Below are 15,420 nucleotides of genomic sequence, written 5' to 3' on the forward strand. Positions count from 1 at the left end.
CACCTCAGTTGCCCAGCGGGCGAACGCCGAAGATGGTGCGGTAGAGAATACCCATGGAAACGACGAACAGCGGGCCGGTCCAGATCAGGCCGATGAACAGCGGGATCATGCTCACCAGCATCAGCAGGCTCAGCACCAGCAGCAGGCCGAACACCTTGAACCAGTGGCGGCTGATGGCCTTGCGCGAGGTTTCCAGGGCCTGCCAGGGCGTCAGGCCGCGCTCGGCCACCAGTGGCAGGGCGAGCATGTAGGCGACGCTCAGGTAGAGGCCGGGGATTATCAGCAGGAAGAAGCCGACGTAGACCATCAGCATCATCAGCAGGCCGGTGAGCAGCAGCGGCACCAGCATGCCGAAGTAGTTGAACATTTCGTTGAAGGTCGCCGGTTGGTCGGCGGCGCGGCGGATGCCGATCATGGTCAGGCCGGTGAAGAACGGGTAGCCCACCGCCGTGGCGACCAGGCTGGCGATCATCTGGCCGACCGCGAAGGCGATGGGATCGGCCTCGCTCATCAGGCCGATACCGCCGAAGAGCAGGGTGAGGATGAAGGTGATGGTCTGGATCACCACGCTGTAGACCACGAAGGCGCCGATCAGGATGCCTTTGACGCCCTTGATCTTGGCCCAGGCTTCGCTGATCACGTCGCCGATGCGGAAGTCGTAGTCGCCGATGACCGGCGGCACCGCCTGGGTCGGTTGCAGGGCGCTGGCGGGGGTGGCGTAGGGATTGCTGGTGTCGTTCATGGTGCTGTCCTTGTCAGTGAAACGGGCATCCGTGCGAGCGGAATGCTAGCGAGGGCGGAGGGGACAACGCAAGGTTCGGATGGCAGATATGCGCACTGACGCGCCCTGGCGGGCTGTGCCTACGGCGCTCTCCGTGAGTTCGTTGGAAAACCTGGAAATCCCCGAAGTGGGTCGCGAGCTTCGCGGCAGTCACTGGTAGACTGCCCGGTGCCGCCAGAAAGGGAATGACCGTGAACGCGAGTATTTTTTGGTACGACTACGAAACCACCGGCATCGACCCTCGCCGCGACCGGCCGTTGCAGATCGCCGGGATCCGCACGGACGAGGCGCTGAACGAGATCGGCGAGCCGATGAACCTGTATTGCCGTCCCAGCGACGATATCCTGCCTCACCCTATGGCTTGCCTGATCACCGGCATCACTCCCCAGCGGCTGGCCGAGCGGGGGCTGTCCGAGGCCGACTTCATGACCCGGGTACACGCCCAGTTGGCGCAGCCGGCGACCTGCGTGGCCGGCTACAACTCCCTGCGCTTCGACGACGAAGTGACGCGCTACAGCCTGTACCGCAACTTCTTCGATCCCTACGCCCGCGAGTGGCAAGGCGGCAATAGCCGCTGGGACCTGATCGACATGGTCCGTACCGCCTATGCCCTGCGCCCGGAGGGCATCCAGTGGCCGCAGCTGGACGGCCGGCTGTCGCTGAAGCTGGAAATGCTCACCGCCGCGAACGGCCTGGAGCATGGCCAGGCCCACGACGCGCTTTCCGATGTTCGCGCCACCATTGCCCTGGCCCGCCTGATCCGTCAGCGCCAGCCGCGCCTGTACGATTACCTCTACCAGTTGCGCAGCAAGCACAAGGTGCTCGACCAGGTGCGCCTGCTGCAGCCGCTGGTGCATGTCTCCGGACGCTTTTCCGCGGAGCGCCATTTCCTCTCGGTGGTCCTGCCGCTGGCCTGGCACCCGCGCAACCGCAATGCCCTGATCGTCTGCGACCTCTGCGCCGATCCCGCGCCGCTGCTGGAGTTGTCGGCCGAAGACTTGCGCAGGCGCCTGTATACCCGTCGCGACGAACTGGCCGAGGGCGAGTTGCCGGTGCCGCTGAAGCAGATCCAGGTCAACCGTTGCCCGGTGGTGGCGCCGCTGTCGGTATTGCGCGCCGAGGATCGCCAGCGAACCGGCATCGAACTCGAGGAGTGCCAGCGAAAAGCCGAGTTGTTGCGCCAGCATCAAACCGTCTGGGCGGACAAACTGACAGCGCTATATGGCGAAGAAAGTTTCTCCGCCAGCGACGACCCCGAGCAACAGTTGTATGACGGATTTATTGGCGATCGGGATCGACGCCTTTGTGAACAGCTACGCCTTGCCGAACCGGAGCAATTGGCCAAAGAACAATGGCCCTTCGACGATGCCCGCTTGCAGGAGTTGTTCTTCCGCTATCGTGCGCGAAATTTCCCGGAAACTTTAAATGTGGCCGAGCGCCAACAATGGGAAAGCTTCTGCCGCAATCGTTTGTCCCATGAAGAATACGGCGCACCGAATACTTTGCCGGCCTTCGAGGCGGCGCTGGAGGCTTGTCGGCAAGAGCAGGGCGGCACATTGCCGGCGGTACTTGCGGCCTGGCGCGATTACGCCGCGGAACTGCGTCAACGCTATTCGCTGGAGACTTGAGGACGTAGGCAGAGGAGTCGGTACGATACGGCGGAAATGAAAAACGCCAGCACTGGGCTGGCGTTCTTCGTGGAACTGACTGGTTTAGCCGAGCAGGGTGGCCCAGCTCTCGACGGCCTCGGGGCCCCACTTGGCTTTCCACTCTTTCAAAGTCTTGTGGTTGCCGCCCTTGGTCTCGATGACTTCGCCGGTGTGCGGGTTCTTGTACTGCTTGACCTTGCGCGCGCGCTTGCCGGCAGGCGCCTTGGCGGTGCGGGTGCTCTTGCCGATCTTGGCGTCCGGATCGAGCAGGGAAATCACGTCACGCAGGGACTTCTGGTAAGTGCCCATCAGCGTGCGCAGCTTCTCTTCGAATTCCAGTTCTTTTTTCAGTTTGTCGTCTTGTTCCAGGGACTTCAGGCGCTCCTGAAGTTCCTTGATGGCTTCTTCCGTGGCGCGATATTCGTTGATCAGGGACATGTCAGGTACCTTGTCTGTGCTGAGTGGCGGTGGCGGGCATGTAAGTAGATTCAATAATAGTCAGGGTGAAACTGTAAGTAAACCGCGATGAAAACTTTTCTCGATGAAATTCAAAGTAATTAATTCCGCATCGGGATTGCCCTGTTGTGCGGGTTTATTCTCTCGCGCAACAGCCTGTCGAAAGGCCTTCGCCGAGGCTGAACTTTTCCCGCCATGCCGCTAGAATGGCGGCCTTTCGCGATGTTTCTGGAGTATACCCATGCGCACTTTTCGGCTGGTGATCGCCTGTCCCGACGGGGTCGGGATCGTTGCCAAGGTGAGTAACTTCCTGGCCACCTACAATGGCTGGATCACCGAAGCCAGCCATCATTCCGACAACGATAACGGCTGGTTCTTCATGCGCCACGAGATCCGTGCCGACTCTCTGCCGTTCGACCTGGATGGCTTCCGCCAGGCTTTCGCCCCGATCGCCCGCGAATTCTCCATGGAATGGCGGATCACCGATTCCGAGGTGAAGAAGCGCGTGGTGCTGATGGCCAGCAAGGAGTCCCATTGCCTGGCCGATCTGCTGCACCGCTGGCACAGCGGCGAACTGGAGTGCGAGATTCCCTGCGTGATCGCCAACCACGACGACCTGCGCAGCATGGTCGAGTGGCACGGTATCCCGTATTTCCACGTTCCCGTCGATCCGCAGGACAAGCAGCCGGCTTTCGATGAAGTTTCCCGGCTGATCGACGAACATGGCGCCGACTGCATCGTCCTGGCTCGCTACATGCAGATCCTGCCGCCGGACCTGTGCCGCAAGTACGCCCACCAGGTGATCAACATCCACCACAGCTTCCTGCCGTCCTTCATCGGCGCCAAGCCGTATCACCAGGCGTCGAAGCGCGGGGTCAAGCTGATCGGCGCGACCAGCCATTACGTGACCGAGGAACTGGATGCCGGTCCGATCATCGAGCAGGACGTGGTGCGGGTCACTCACCGCGACAATGTCGAAGACATGGTGCGGCTGGGCAAGGACGTGGAAAAGCTGGTGCTCGCGCGCGGACTGCGCTATCACCTGGAAGACCGCGTACTGGTACACGGCAACAAGACGGTGGTGTTCGACTGAGCCGGCTCCCCTGGAATGCCGGCCGGGGCCGGCACCCGGAGGAACGAACATGAGCGATCCCAGGTCGGCGGGCACCGCCAGCCCGCCACCGACCCTCGGCGAGGGTTGCACCAGCCGTTACGACATCGACGCCCTCGGCGACGAGGACGGAACCGAGTTTCCCGGCGCGGCCGAACTCTGGCGGCGTATCCAGGAGAGCGCCAGCGAGACGGGCGAGGCTAACGCCGAGGATGCGCTCAGGAAGAAGCCTCGCGACTGCTGATCAGCTTCTTCAGCAGCGGGCGTCCGGCGAGCACGGCGAACACCGGGCCGCCGGCGACGAGGTAGAAATAGAAGGTCACCGCTCGCCAGATGACGATGGCCGCCGCCGCCGTCGACTTGCCGATCATGGGGGCCAGCAGGGCCGCCGAGGTCAACTCGGTGCCGCCGGCGCCGCCGGGGATCAGCGAGAGCTGTCCGGCGCTGAGCGAGACCATCTGGATCAGGAAGGTCCAGGCCCACTGGATGTCCACTCCCAGGCCGCGCAGGGTCAGGTCGAGCACGCTGAAGCGCAGCAGCCAGTGCGTACTGCTGAGAAGGAAGACCGCCAGCAGGCGTCGTTTCGGCAGGCGCAGGCTGTCGTGCAGGGCAATGCGGAAATGCAGGATCTTGCGGCCCCAGTGCAGGCGCTTGCGCGATGACACGCCGAGCCGCGCTAGAACCCGCCCGTTGAAGCGGATCACCTGGTGCAGGTAGCGGATCAGCATTACCGCGCCGACGAACAGGCCGACCAGGAATACCGCGCTGAAGATCAGGCTCGATTCCATGTTCGGGCTCAGCGAATGGCTGAGGGCATAGATCAGGATCGCGCCGAGGGCGCAGAGGAAGAACGTCAGGTCGGCCAACTGGTCGACCGCGAACACCGCGCTGGTCTGTGCCGGGCGCAGGCCGCGCCGGGCCAGCAGCGCCATCAGGGTCAACGGCCCGCCGCTGCCGCCCGGAGTGGCGCAGAAAGCGAATTCGCTGGCCATGATGATGCCGACGCTCTGCAACTGCCCGAGCTTGCCGGCGCGCCCAGCGAGCAGCAGCCGCAGGCGCAGGCCGTTGATGAACCAGCAGACCACGATCATGCCGAACATCAGCAGCAGGCTGTCCAGCGGGAAGGCGCGCAAGCGCGAGAACATGTCGCTGCCGCCGAGCACCAGCGGAATCAGCGAGGCACCGATCAAACCGAACAGCAGTAACCAGCCTCGACTCATGCCGCGTGGTCCAGGGCGAGGCGGCGCTCCAGCCAGTCGATCTTGGTCAGCGGCTGGCGCCCCTCGGACAGCAGGGTGCGCAGGGTACGCAGCCAGTATTCGCGGGAAAAGCGATGGCGCATGTCGACCGGATGGAGTCCGAGGCGGATCACCGGCGCTGCGCGCCAGGCCCGCCGGCGCTGCTCGCTGAGCGCCCAGGAGAGGCCGCGACGCCAGGCACTGCGCGCGCTCCAGACCAGACCGGGGGCCTCGATCGGTTGCAGGTGGGGAAGCCGATACAGGTTGGACGGGTCGCTGGTGTAGCGCAGTCCGCTCTCGCCGAGCGCCTGGCGGGTGCCGGCGCTCATCAGCCAGGCCGGCGCGACGAAACCGTGCAGCGGCCATCCGCGGCGGCGGAACAGTTCGATGCCGGCGGCCAGGCGGGCCTTGGCCTCGGCGTGGTCGAGGGCATAGAACTCTCCCTCCCAGGTGTAGATGCGACGCATGAAGTATTGCCCTGGAGTACGCGGTGGTGGGGCGTCATCGTAGTGATAGAAGCCGTGGAGAGCCAGTTCGTCACCCCGGGCCACCCGCCGCGAGAGCAGTTCGCAGAACTTTTCGTCGGCTTCCAACGGGTTGCGATGGTGGAAATCGGGCACTACCAGCCAGGTCATGGGGACCTGGCCGAGCGCGTCCACGGCCTCGACGAAGGGCCGGTAGTCCGGCCAGGTTTCCGGGGCCACGTCGTGCAACACCAGCAGCAGGCTGCGTTCAGCCATAGCGCGGGAACCTCGCCTCGCTGTCGCCGAGTACCGCGTGGTAGTGCAGGAGCAGGCCGGCGACCACCGCGTCCCAGGCATGCTGGCGCTCGACGTGACGGCGGGCGCGCTGGCCGCGCAGCTCGACGTCGTGGCTGAACAGTTCGCGCACCGCGCAGGCCATGGCGTCGCCGTTGTTCGGCGCGCAGAGCACGCCGCAACGCTCCGGGACTATTTCCGCCAGTGCCCCGGCGCGCACCGCCACCACCGGAATGCCGCTGGCCATCGCTTCGAGTGCGACCAGGCCGAAGGTCTCCTGGTCGCCGGCGTGCAGCAGCGCGTCGCTGCTCGCCAGCAGGCGGGCGACTTCGCGGCTGTCGCAGAAATGGTCGACCACGCTGGTGTTGCGCGGTACCCGGGTCGGCATGTTGGAACCCACCAGCAACAGGTGATAGCCGTCGCCGAGGCGCTGGATGGCGTCGAGCAGTACCGGCAGGTTCTTTTCCCGCGAACCGCGCCCGGCGAACACCAGCAGGCGGGTTTCCTCGTCCAGGCCGAGTTCCTGGCGCAGCCCCGGATCTCGGTTGCTCGGATGGAAGGTGACGAGGTCGACGCCCAGCGGTTGTACATGCACGTCGGCGACGCCCAGGCGCATCAGCTTTTCCGCCATCACCCGGCTGGGGGCCAGGACCCGGTCGAAGTGGCCGTACAGCTTGCTGACGTAGTTGTCCGCGTTGGTGCCGAGCCAGGCGCCCATGCGATTGCTCACCAGCAGCGGCAGGTCGGAGTGGTAGAAGCCGATCACCGGCACGTCCAGCCGACGTCGCGCGTCGAGCGCCGCCCAGGCGGTGAGGTACGGGTCGCCGACCTCGATCAGGTCCGGTTGCAGATTGCGCAGCACCTTGCGCCAGGGGCCGCGACGGAGAGGGAAGCGGTAGCCATTGCCGAATGGCAGCGGCGGCGCCGGCACCTCGTGGATGCCGTTCGCCTGGCGATAGCCGGCGCCGGGAACCAGCACGCTGTGGCGAATGCCGGGATAGTGCCAGAGATGGCGATGCTTGGCTTCGAGATAGGTGCGTACCCCCCCGCTGGCAGGCGCGTAGAACATGGTCATATCGGCGATGTGCACGATGGGCCTTCCTCCGTTGAGCTTGTTCCTTCTGCCACTCAGTGGACCACCGGCGCCGGCAGTCGTTCGAACGGTGTGCGGGAGCCATGGGTAGCTTCAAGTCTAGGAAAGAAAGCGCGAGCCGGCGCGTTCGGGGCAGCCAGCGCGGGAATAGGTCGCAGAGGGAGCGGGCGGAGAGGAAGGCATGCCTCGGGAGGCAGGATAAGGGTGAACAACGCCGTTGGCGTTGTTCACCCTACGAATGGCCGGGGGCAGGGCGGATAGCCGCGGCGCGATTATCCGCCGGTTCGGCTACGGCTCGGGCAGTGCTCAGATCTTGAAGCTGTCCACCAGCTGGCGCAGGCGCCCGGCCTGGGTTTCCAGCTCGCCGCAGGCGCGCAGGGTGGCCTGGAGGTTCTCCACGCCTTCCTGGTTGAGGGTGTTGATCTCGGTGATGTCCATGTTCAGCGAATCGACCACCGCGGTCTGTTCCTCGGTGGCGGTGGCCACCGACTGGTTCATCCCGTCGATCTCGGCGATCCGTCCGGTGACGCTGCTCAGGCGTTCGCCGGCACGGTTGGCGATCTCCACGCTTTCAAGGCTGTAGCGCTGACTCTCGGTCATGGTGCTGACCGCTTCCTGGGCGCCGATCTGCAGTTCCTCGATCATCTTCTGGATCTGCTGGGCCGACTCCTGGGCGCGGTGGGCCAGGTTGCGCACCTCGTCGGCGACCACCGCGAAGCCGCGTCCGGCCTCGCCGGCGCGGGCGGCTTCGATGGCGGCGTTGAGGGCGAGCAGGTTGGTCTGCTCGGAGATGCCCTTGATCACTTCGAGGATCTGGCCGATGTTCACCGTGCGGCTGTTGAGGGCCTCGATGTTGGCGCAGGAGGCGCTGATCTTCTCGGAAAGCTCGTTCATCGCGCGGATGGTCTGCTCGACCACCTGCTTGCCGTCCTCGGCCTGGTGGTTGGCGTCGGACGCATGGTGCGAGGCATCGGCGGCGTTGCGGGCGATTTCCTGGGCGGCGGCACCGAGTTCGTTGATCGCCGCGGCGACGCTGTTGGTACGGTTGGACTGCTCGTCGGAGTTGGCCATCGAAGAGTTCGAGGCGTTCACCACCAGTTGCGCCACGTCGTGCAGTTGACGGGCGGTGCCGGCGACCTCGCGGATCGATTCGTGGATACGCTCGACGAAGCGGTTGAAGGAAATGGCCAGGACCCCGAATTCATCGTTGCTGGTGACCTTCAGGCGCTTGGTCAGGTCGCCTTCGCCCTGGGCGATGTCCTGCATGGCGCGGCCCATGTCGGTGAGCGGTTGCATCAGTACGCGGATCAGCATGCCGAGGAGGAGGACGATGGCGACCACCGCGATCAGCGCGGCGACGATCGCCGAGGTACGCAGCTTGGTGAGCATGGCATAGGCCTTGTCCTTGTCCACCGAGATGCCGATGTACCAGTCCAGGCCGGACAGGCCCTTGACCGGAGAGAAACTGAGGATCCGAGTGTTGCCGTGCAGCTCGGCCTCGCTGAAGCCGCTGCCGATCTTCGGCGTGTTGCGTGGGTAGACGTCGCTGAGGCTCTTCATGACCTGGTCCTTGTCCGGATGGACGAGGATCTTGCCGTCGCCGCTGACCAGGAAGGCGTAGCCCATGCCGCCGAAGTCCAGCGAGTTGATGATCTTCACCACCGTCTGCAGGCTGAGGTCGCCGCCGACCACGCCGAACGGCTGGCCGCCCTGGCGCGCCGGGCTGGCGATGGTCAGTACCAGCTCGTGGATGGCCGGCTCCATGTAGGGTTCGGTGAGGGTGGTCTGGCCGGCGCTGGTGGCGGCGTTGTACCAGGGGCGGCGGCGCGGGTCGTAGTCGGCCGGCAGGTCGCTGGTGGGGCGCGCGGTGTAGGTGCCGTCGGTCTGCCCCAGGTAGGTGAAGAGGAAGGTCGAGCCCAGCAGCGGCTGTTCCAGCAGGGCCTGGGTGGTCTCCGGGCTGTGGTCGCGGGCCAGGGTCTGGGCCAGGTTCTCGATCAGCAGGATGCGCCCGCTCAGCCAGTTCTGCACGTTGCTGGCGGTGATCTCGCCCATTTCGTGCAGGTAGTCCTCCAGGTCCTCGCGGATCGAGGTGCGCTGCAGGGAGTCGTTGTAGAGGGTGAAGAGGGAGAAGGTCGCGATCACCACCAGCGCGGCGGCGAGCAGGATCTTGTGACTGAACTTGAGACTTTTGATCATGGTTTCTTGCATCCGGGAGGCGCGGGCGCGCTGTCGTGAACAGCCCCAGTTGGATCGCAACTGCAAGGCTTGCCGTGTCTGTCGGCGGCAAGCCCGGAAGCTTTAGCGCAATGGATGAATGGTTTCACCGAATGCGACCTGGAGAACGAAAAAAGCGCCCGTGGGCGCTCTTCATCGGTAGGCCGGATAATCGCTTCGCGGTTATCCGGCCGGTTCGGCTACGGGACAGGCAGGGCTCAGATCTTGAAGCTGTCCACCAGTTGGCGCAGGCGCCCGGCCTGGGTTTCCAGCTCGCCGCAGGCGCGCAGGGTGGCCTGGAGGTTCTCCACGCCTTCCTGGTTGAGGGTGTTGATCTCGGTGATGTCCATGTTCAGCGAATCGACCACCGCGGTCTGTTCCTCGGTGGCGGTGGCCACCGACTGGTTCATCCCGTCGATCTCGCCGATCCGCCGGGTCACGCTGCCCAGGCTTTCGCCGGCACGGTTGGCGATCTCCACGCTCTCCAGGCTGTAGCGCTGGCTCTCGGTCATGGTGGCCACCGCCTCGCGGGCGCCGACTTGCAGCTCTTCGATCATCTTCTGGATCTGCAGCGCCGATTCCTGGGCGCGATGGGCCAGGTTGCGCACCTCGTCGGCGACCACCGCGAAGCCGCGCCCGGCCTCGCCGGCGCGGGCGGCTTCGATGGCGGCGTTGAGGGCGAGCAGGTTGGTCTGCTCGGAGATGCCCTTGATCACTTCGAGGATCTGGCCGATGTTCACCGTGCGGCTGTTGAGGGCCTCGATGTTGGCGCAGGAGGCGCTGATCTTCTCGGAAAGCTCGTTCATCGCGCGGATGGTCTGCTCGACCACCTGCTTGCCGTCTTCGGCCTGGTGGTTGGCGTCGGACGCATGGTGCGAGGCATCGGCGGCGTTGCGGGCGATTTCCTGGGCGGCGGCGCCGAGTTCGTTGATCGCCGCGGCGACGCTGTTGGTGCGGTTGGACTGCTCGTCGGAGTTGGCCATCGAAGAGTTCGAGGCGTTCACCACCAGTTGCGAGACGTCGTGCAGTTTGTGCGCGGTCCCGGCGACTTCCCGGATCGAGCGATGGATCCGCTCGACGAACTGGTTGAAGGCATCGCCGAGCACGCCGAATTCATCGCGGCTGGTCACGGCGAGGCGCTTGGTCAGGTCGCCCTCGCCCTGGGCGATGTCCTGCATGGCACGGCCCATCAGGTGCAGCGGCTGCATCAGCAGGCGGATCAGCAGGCCGAGCAGGACCAGGATGGCGACGATGGAGATCAGCGCGGCGGCGATGGCCGAGACGCGGAACTTGCTGAGCATGGCGTAGGCCTTGTCCTTGTCGATGGACAGCGCCAGGTACCAGGTCACCGAAGGCAGGCCCTTGATCGGGGTAAAGGCGAGGATGCGGGTATGCCCGTGCAATTCGGCCTCGCTGAAACCGGTGGCGATCTTCGGCGTGTTCTGCGGGTAGACCTCGCTCAGGGTCTTCATCACCTGCTCTTTGTCCGGGTGCACCAGGATCTTGCCGTCGCCGCTGACCAGGAAGGCGTAGCCCATGCCGCTGAAGTCCAGCGAATTGATGATCTGTACCAGGGTCTTCAGGCTGAGGTCGCCGCCCACCACGCCGAGGGTGTTGCCGGCGGCCTTCACCGGCGTCGCCGCGGTGATGATCAGTTCCTGGGTGGCGGCGTCGACGTAGGGCTCGGTCAGGGTCAGGCCGCCGGCCGCTACGGCGTCCTTGTACCAGGGCCGGCTGCGCGGATCGTAGCCGGCCGGCATCGGGCTGTCCGGGCGCATGGTGAAGACGCCGTCCTGCTGGCCGAGGTAGGTGAAGCTGAAGGTCGAGGTCAGGGCCGGCTGTTCGAGCAGGGCGCTGACGGCTTCCGGGCTGTGGTCGCGGGCCAGGGTCTGGGCGGTCTGCTCGACCAGCAACAGACGGCCACCGAGCCAGTTCTGGATGTTGCTGGAGGTCACGTCACCCATTTCCCGCAGGTAGCTTTCGAGGTCCTCGCGGATCGCGTTGCGCTGCAGGTAATCGTTGTAGAGGGTGAACAGTGCGAAAGCGGCGAACACCACGAGGGAGGCCGCGAGGAGGATCTTGTGGCTGAACTTCAGACTTTTGATCATGTTGTATTGCGTCCAGGAGTATGTAGCGCCAGTCTTTGACCAGACCCCTGCGACCGTTCCGCGGGCGCAGGGGCTTTCCGTACGCCTTGCAGCGTCGGGCGGGTCGCGCGGGTGGGTAGTCCGTCGACCCAGGCACGGCCTTGTGCCACGAAGCCACGGTTCCCTGGGTGGCTCCGAAGAATGCGTGATACGGATACGATGGCGATTTTTCCTGTCTCAGCAAGGCCCGAAGGTCTTCGCTGAAGCTGGACGGCCAGATCGGGTCGATGCGCTGGCCCGACGCCCTTCGCGGGAACCCGCGCATATTGGTACGCGGGTTCCGCTGGAAGCCCCGTTGTACAAGGGCTTTCCCTTACTGTCGGCACAGCGTGCCGGAGCTTTAGTCCCGAGGATGAATGGATGTCGCAAGCGAATGAGTTGTTGATCGGCGCTGGCCCCGATGGCCAGCCGGTAGGGCAGGCCTGGCGCCTGGCCAACCGTCATGGATTGATCGCCGGCGCCACCGGTACCGGCAAGACGGTGACCTTGCAGCACCTCGCCGAATCCTTCAGCGATGCCGGTGTCGCGGTATTCGCCGCCGACATCAAGGGCGACCTGTGCGGCATCGCCGCGCCGGGCAACCCGCAGGGCAAGGTCGCCGAACGCATCGCCAGCATGCCGTGGCTGAACTACCAGCCGAAGGCCTACCCGACCACGCTCTGGGACATCGCCGGGAAGACCGGCCACCCGTTGCGCACCACCATCAGCGAGATGGGCCCGCTGCTGCTGGCCAACCTCCTGGAGTTGACCGATAGCCAGCAGGCCGCGCTGTTCGCCGCCTTCCAGGTGGCCGACCGGGAAGGCCTGCTGCTGCTCGACCTGAAGGACCTGAAGGCGCTGCTCAACCACCTGAAGGACAATCCGGAGATCCTCGGCGAGGACCGGGCACTGTTCACCGGCGCTTCCGGGCAGGCGCTGCTGCGCCGCCTGGCCACTCTGGAGCAGCAGGGCGCCGAGGCCTTCTTCGGCGAGCCTGCCCTGCAACTGGAAGACATCCTCCGCCCCGAGCCGGACGGGCGCGGGCGCATCCACCTGCTCGACGCCAGCCGCCTGGTGCACGAGGCGCCGAAGGTCTACGCGACTTTCCTGCTCTGGCTGCTGGCCGAGCTGTTCGAGCAACTGCCGGAGCGCGGCGATGCCGACAAGCCGGTGCTGGCACTGTTCTTCGACGAGGCCCACCTGCTGTTCAACGGCACGCCGAAAGCCTTGCGCGACCGCCTGGAACAGGTGGTCCGGCTGATCCGCTCGAAAGGCGTCGGGGTGTACTTCGTCACCCAGTCGCCGGGCGACCTGCCGGACGATGTCCTGGCCCAGCTCGGCCTGCGTATCCAGCATGGCCTGCGCGCCTTCACCGCCAAGGAGCAGAAATCGCTGCGCGCGGTGGCCGATGGTTTCCGCCCGAACCCGGCGTTCGACACCCTGGGGGTGCTGACCGAACTGGGTATCGGCGAGGCGCTGGTCGGCACCCTGGAGGAAAAGGGCACGCCGGCCATGGTCCAGCGCGTCGCGGTGGCGCCGCCCTATTCGCGGATCGGCCCGCTGAGCGACAGCGAACGCGCCGAACTGGTCCAGCGGTCGCCGTTGAAGGGGCGCTACGACCAGCCGATCGATCGCGAGTCGGCCTACGAGGTGCTGGCGAGCAAGGCGGACGCCAAGCCCGAGGTCCAGGGCCAGGCGCCCGCACAGCAGGAAAGCGCGTCCGGCGTCGGCGGCATGGCCGGGCAGATACTCGGCAGCCTGCTGTCCAATTCGACGGTGAAGAGCGCCATGCGCCAGGCGGCCAACCAGTTGAGCCGGGAGCTGGTGCGTGGCCTGCTCGGCTCGTTGATGGGCGGGAAGAAGCGGCGCTGAGCGCCAGGCCATGAAAAAGGCGCCCGCGGGCGCCTTTTTCATGGGGGCTGGATGATCGCCGACTAACCGCTTCGCGGTTAGCTGGCCTGTGGGACGGACGGGCTCAGATCTTGAAGCTGTCCACCAGGTGCCGCAGGCGCCCGGCCTGGGCTTCCAGCTCGCCGCAGGCGCGCAGGGTGGCCTGGAGGTTCTCCACGCCTTCCTGGTTGAGGGTGTTGATCTCGGTGATGTCCATGTTCAGCGAGTCGACCACCGCGGTCTGTTCCTCGGTGGCGGTGGCCACCGACTGGTTCATGCTGTCGATCTCGCCGATCCGGCTGGTCACGCTGCCCAGGCGTTCGCCGGCACGGTTGGCGATCTCCACGCTCTCCAGGCTGTAGCGCTGGCTTTCGGTCATGGTGGCCACCGCCTCGCGGGCGCCGACTTGCAGCTCTTCGATCATCTTCTGGATCTGCTGGGCCGATTCCTGGGCGCGATGGGCCAGGTTGCGCACCTCGTCGGCGACCACCGCGAAGCCGCGCCCGGCCTCGCCGGCGCGGGCGGCTTCGATGGCGGCGTTGAGGGCGAGCAGGTTGGTCTGCTCGGAGATGCCCTTGATCACTTCGAGGATCTGGCCGATGTTCACCGTGCGGCTGTTGAGGGCCTCGATGTTGGCGCAGGAGGCGCTGATCTTCTCGGAAAGCTCGTTCATCGCGCGGATGGTCTGCTCGACCACCTGCTTGCCGTCCTCGGCCTGGTGGTTGGCGTCGGACGCATGGTGCGAGGCATCGGCGGCGTTGCGGGCGATTTCCTGGGCGGCGGCACCGAGTTCGTTGATCGCCGCGGCGACGCTGTTGGTACGGTTGGACTGCTCGTCGGAGTTGGCCATCGAAGAGTTCGAGGCGTTCACCACCAGTTGCGCCACGTCGTGCAGTTGACGGGCGGTGCCGGCGACCTCGCGGATCGATTCGTGGATACGCTCGACGAAGCGGTTGAAGGCATTGGCCAACGTACCGAATTCATCGTTGCTGGTGACCTTCAGGCGCTTGGTCAGGTCGCCCTCGCCCTGAGCGATGTCCTGCATGGCGCGGCCCATGTCGGTGAGCGGTTGCATCAGTACGCGGATCAGCATGCCGAGGAGAAGCATGATGCCGACCACCGCGATCAGCGTGGCGACGATCGCCGAAGTGCGGAATTCGCTGAGCATCGAATAGGCGGTGTCGCGGTCGAGGACCAGGGCGACGTACCAGGTCACGCCGGGCAGTCCCTTCACCGGGGTGAAGGAAACGAACTGGCTGCGGCCGTCGAGTTCCACCTCGTGGACCCCGGGGTCGATGTTCGGTGCGCCCTTGGGATAGGCTTCGGCGAGGGTCTTCAGGACCAGCCCGGAGTCGGGGTGGAGGAGGATCTTGCCGGCGTCGCTGACCAGGAAGGCGTAGCCGGCACCGTCGAACTTCAGGGAATTGAGGATCGCGGTCAGGGTCTCCAGCTTCATGTCGCCGGCGGCGACGCCCAGCAGTTGACCGGCGTGCCGCACCGGCAGCGACATGGCGAGGATCTGCTCGCCGGTGCCGGCATCGACGAAGGGTTCGGTGACGATAAGCCGGTCGGCCGCCAGCGCGTCCTTGTACCAGGCGCGGGTACGTGGGTCGTAACCTTCCGGCATGGCGTCGTAGGGGCGCATGATGAAGGCGCCGCTGGCCGCCTCGCCAAGATAGACCGACGCGAAATTGCGGCTGAAGACGGGCTGTTCCAGTTGTCTTGCGATATTCGCCTCGTCGGGCTGCTCGAGCAGCGCCAGTTGCGAGGCCAGGCCTTCCACCAGGTGCATGCGGCCTTCCAGCCAGCTCTGGATGTTGCTGGCGGTCAGGGTGCCGATTTCCCCGAGGTAGTTTTCCGTGTCCGTGCGCACGGCCTCGCGCTGTCGGTAATCGTTGTAGAGGATGAAGCAGGTGAAGGCGAAAACCACCACCAATGCGGCGGCGAGAAGGATTTTCTTGGCAAACGACAGCGAGCGAAGCATGAGCGATGCGTCCTGGCAAAAGCCTCAAGAAGGGCGGGGAGCCCAGGCCACCAGGTAGGGAGCTTGCGGGGGAAAGCCATGATCCAGCGCCTGAACGGCCGGCTTTGTAGCACAGTGCCA

General features: G+C 65.3%; 12 protein-coding genes. 4 read left to right on the plus strand and 8 right to left on the minus strand.

Features of this window, described 5'->3' with window-relative positions:
* Window positions 1-4: 4 nt before the first annotated feature.
* Window positions 5-742 (minus strand): hypothetical protein, encoded by a 738-nt coding sequence (locus FOC67_RS03525; protein WP_003101171.1) that lies wholly within the window; start codon window positions 740-742, stop codon window positions 5-7.
* A 224-nt stretch (window positions 743-966) separates the two neighbouring features.
* Here FOC67_RS03525 and sbcB point away from each other — a divergent pair, with 224 nt between their 5' ends.
* The gene (gene sbcB / locus FOC67_RS03530; protein ID WP_003120852.1) at window positions 967-2,409 is read left to right on the plus strand and encodes an exodeoxyribonuclease I; all 1,443 of its coding nucleotides are present in this window, start codon (window positions 967-969) and stop codon (window positions 2,407-2,409) included.
* A gap of 84 nt (window positions 2,410-2,493) precedes the next feature.
* Here sbcB and mvaT read toward each other — a convergent pair whose 3' ends face one another.
* Entirely contained in the window at window positions 2,494-2,868 is a 375-nt protein-coding gene (gene mvaT / locus FOC67_RS03535) for a histone-like nucleoid-structuring protein MvaT (RefSeq protein ID WP_003093888.1), read from the minus strand.
* A gap of 259 nt (window positions 2,869-3,127) precedes the next feature.
* Between mvaT and purU the strand changes: the two genes are divergently transcribed.
* Together purU and FOC67_RS03545 are read left to right on the plus strand one after the other, a co-directional pair.
* Entirely contained in the window at window positions 3,128-3,979 is an 852-nt protein-coding gene (gene purU, locus FOC67_RS03540) for a formyltetrahydrofolate deformylase (protein ID WP_009315969.1), read from the plus strand.
* Between the two features lie 49 nt (window positions 3,980-4,028).
* Window positions 4,029-4,241: a hypothetical protein gene (locus FOC67_RS03545; RefSeq protein ID WP_003093886.1), complete on the plus strand. Its 213-nt coding sequence runs from the start codon at window positions 4,029-4,031 to the stop codon at window positions 4,239-4,241.
* On the opposite strand, the gene FOC67_RS03550 is transcribed toward FOC67_RS03545, so the two are convergent.
* From FOC67_RS03550 to pctA, 5 genes are all read right to left on the minus strand, one after another.
* Window positions 4,216-5,217 carry a lysylphosphatidylglycerol synthase transmembrane domain-containing protein gene (locus FOC67_RS03550; protein WP_003093885.1) on the minus strand — a complete coding sequence of 334 codons (1,002 nt, stop codon included), beginning with the start codon at window positions 5,215-5,217 and terminating at the stop codon, window positions 4,216-4,218. The genes FOC67_RS03545 and FOC67_RS03550 overlap by 26 nt on opposite strands.
* Entirely contained in the window at window positions 5,214-5,975 is a 762-nt protein-coding gene (locus FOC67_RS03555; RefSeq protein ID WP_003093883.1) for a DUF2334 domain-containing protein, read from the minus strand. Before FOC67_RS03555 ends, FOC67_RS03550 begins: the two co-directional genes overlap by 4 nt.
* Window positions 5,968-7,083 (minus strand): glycosyltransferase family 1 protein, encoded by a 1,116-nt coding sequence (locus FOC67_RS03560; protein WP_003110035.1) that lies wholly within the window; start codon window positions 7,081-7,083, stop codon window positions 5,968-5,970. The genes FOC67_RS03555 and FOC67_RS03560 overlap by 8 nt, the downstream gene beginning before the upstream one ends.
* 309 nt (window positions 7,084-7,392) lie before the next feature.
* The gene (gene pctB, locus FOC67_RS03565) at window positions 7,393-9,282 is read right to left on the minus strand and encodes a methyl-accepting chemotaxis protein PctB (RefSeq protein ID WP_003141216.1); all 1,890 of its coding nucleotides are present in this window, start codon (window positions 9,280-9,282) and stop codon (window positions 7,393-7,395) included.
* Between the two features lie 236 nt (window positions 9,283-9,518).
* Window positions 9,519-11,408 (minus strand): methyl-accepting chemotaxis protein PctA, encoded by a 1,890-nt coding sequence (gene pctA, locus FOC67_RS03570; protein WP_011666750.1) that lies wholly within the window; start codon window positions 11,406-11,408, stop codon window positions 9,519-9,521.
* Between the two features lie 399 nt (window positions 11,409-11,807).
* Between pctA and FOC67_RS03575 the strand changes: the two genes are divergently transcribed.
* Window positions 11,808-13,298 carry a helicase HerA-like domain-containing protein gene (locus tag FOC67_RS03575; RefSeq protein ID WP_003093869.1) on the plus strand — a complete coding sequence of 497 codons (1,491 nt, stop codon included), beginning with the start codon at window positions 11,808-11,810 and terminating at the stop codon, window positions 13,296-13,298.
* 103 nt (window positions 13,299-13,401) lie between these two features.
* Here FOC67_RS03575 and pctC read toward each other — a convergent pair whose 3' ends face one another.
* Entirely contained in the window at window positions 13,402-15,300 is a 1,899-nt protein-coding gene (gene pctC, locus FOC67_RS03580) for a methyl-accepting chemotaxis protein PctC (RefSeq protein ID WP_172441027.1), read from the minus strand.
* Window positions 15,301-15,420 lie beyond the last annotated feature (120 nt).

Source organism: Pseudomonas sp. FDAARGOS_761, from assembly GCF_013343155.1.
Classification (GTDB): Bacteria; Pseudomonadota; Gammaproteobacteria; order Pseudomonadales; family Pseudomonadaceae; genus Pseudomonas; species Pseudomonas aeruginosa.

What these genes read in the sequence shown, in the direction of transcription:
- pctC (WP_172441027.1), bottom strand. Translation starts at nt 15,300, where the DNA reads ATGCTTCGCTCGCTGTCGTTTGCCAAGAAAATCCTTCTCGCCGCCGCA.
- pctA (WP_011666750.1), bottom strand. Translation starts at nt 11,408, where the DNA reads ATGATCAAAAGTCTGAAGTTCAGCCACAAGATCCTCCTCGCGGCCTCC.
- FOC67_RS03525 (WP_003101171.1), bottom strand. Translation starts at nt 742, where the DNA reads ATGAACGACACCAGCAATCCCTACGCCACCCCCGCCAGCGCCCTGCAA.
- FOC67_RS03575 (WP_003093869.1), top strand. Translation starts at nt 11,808, where the DNA reads ATGTCGCAAGCGAATGAGTTGTTGATCGGCGCTGGCCCCGATGGCCAG.
- sbcB (WP_003120852.1), top strand. Translation starts at nt 967, where the DNA reads ATGACCGTGAACGCGAGTATTTTTTGGTACGACTACGAAACCACCGGC.
- FOC67_RS03550 (WP_003093885.1), bottom strand. Translation starts at nt 5,217, where the DNA reads ATGAGTCGAGGCTGGTTACTGCTGTTCGGTTTGATCGGTGCCTCGCTG.
- mvaT (WP_003093888.1), bottom strand. Translation starts at nt 2,868, where the DNA reads ATGTCCCTGATCAACGAATATCGCGCCACGGAAGAAGCCATCAAGGAA.
- purU (WP_009315969.1), top strand. Translation starts at nt 3,128, where the DNA reads ATGCGCACTTTTCGGCTGGTGATCGCCTGTCCCGACGGGGTCGGGATC.
- FOC67_RS03545 (WP_003093886.1), top strand. Translation starts at nt 4,029, where the DNA reads ATGAGCGATCCCAGGTCGGCGGGCACCGCCAGCCCGCCACCGACCCTC.
- pctB (WP_003141216.1), bottom strand. Translation starts at nt 9,282, where the DNA reads ATGATCAAAAGTCTCAAGTTCAGTCACAAGATCCTGCTCGCCGCCGCG.
- FOC67_RS03555 (WP_003093883.1), bottom strand. Translation starts at nt 5,975, where the DNA reads ATGGCTGAACGCAGCCTGCTGCTGGTGTTGCACGACGTGGCCCCGGAA.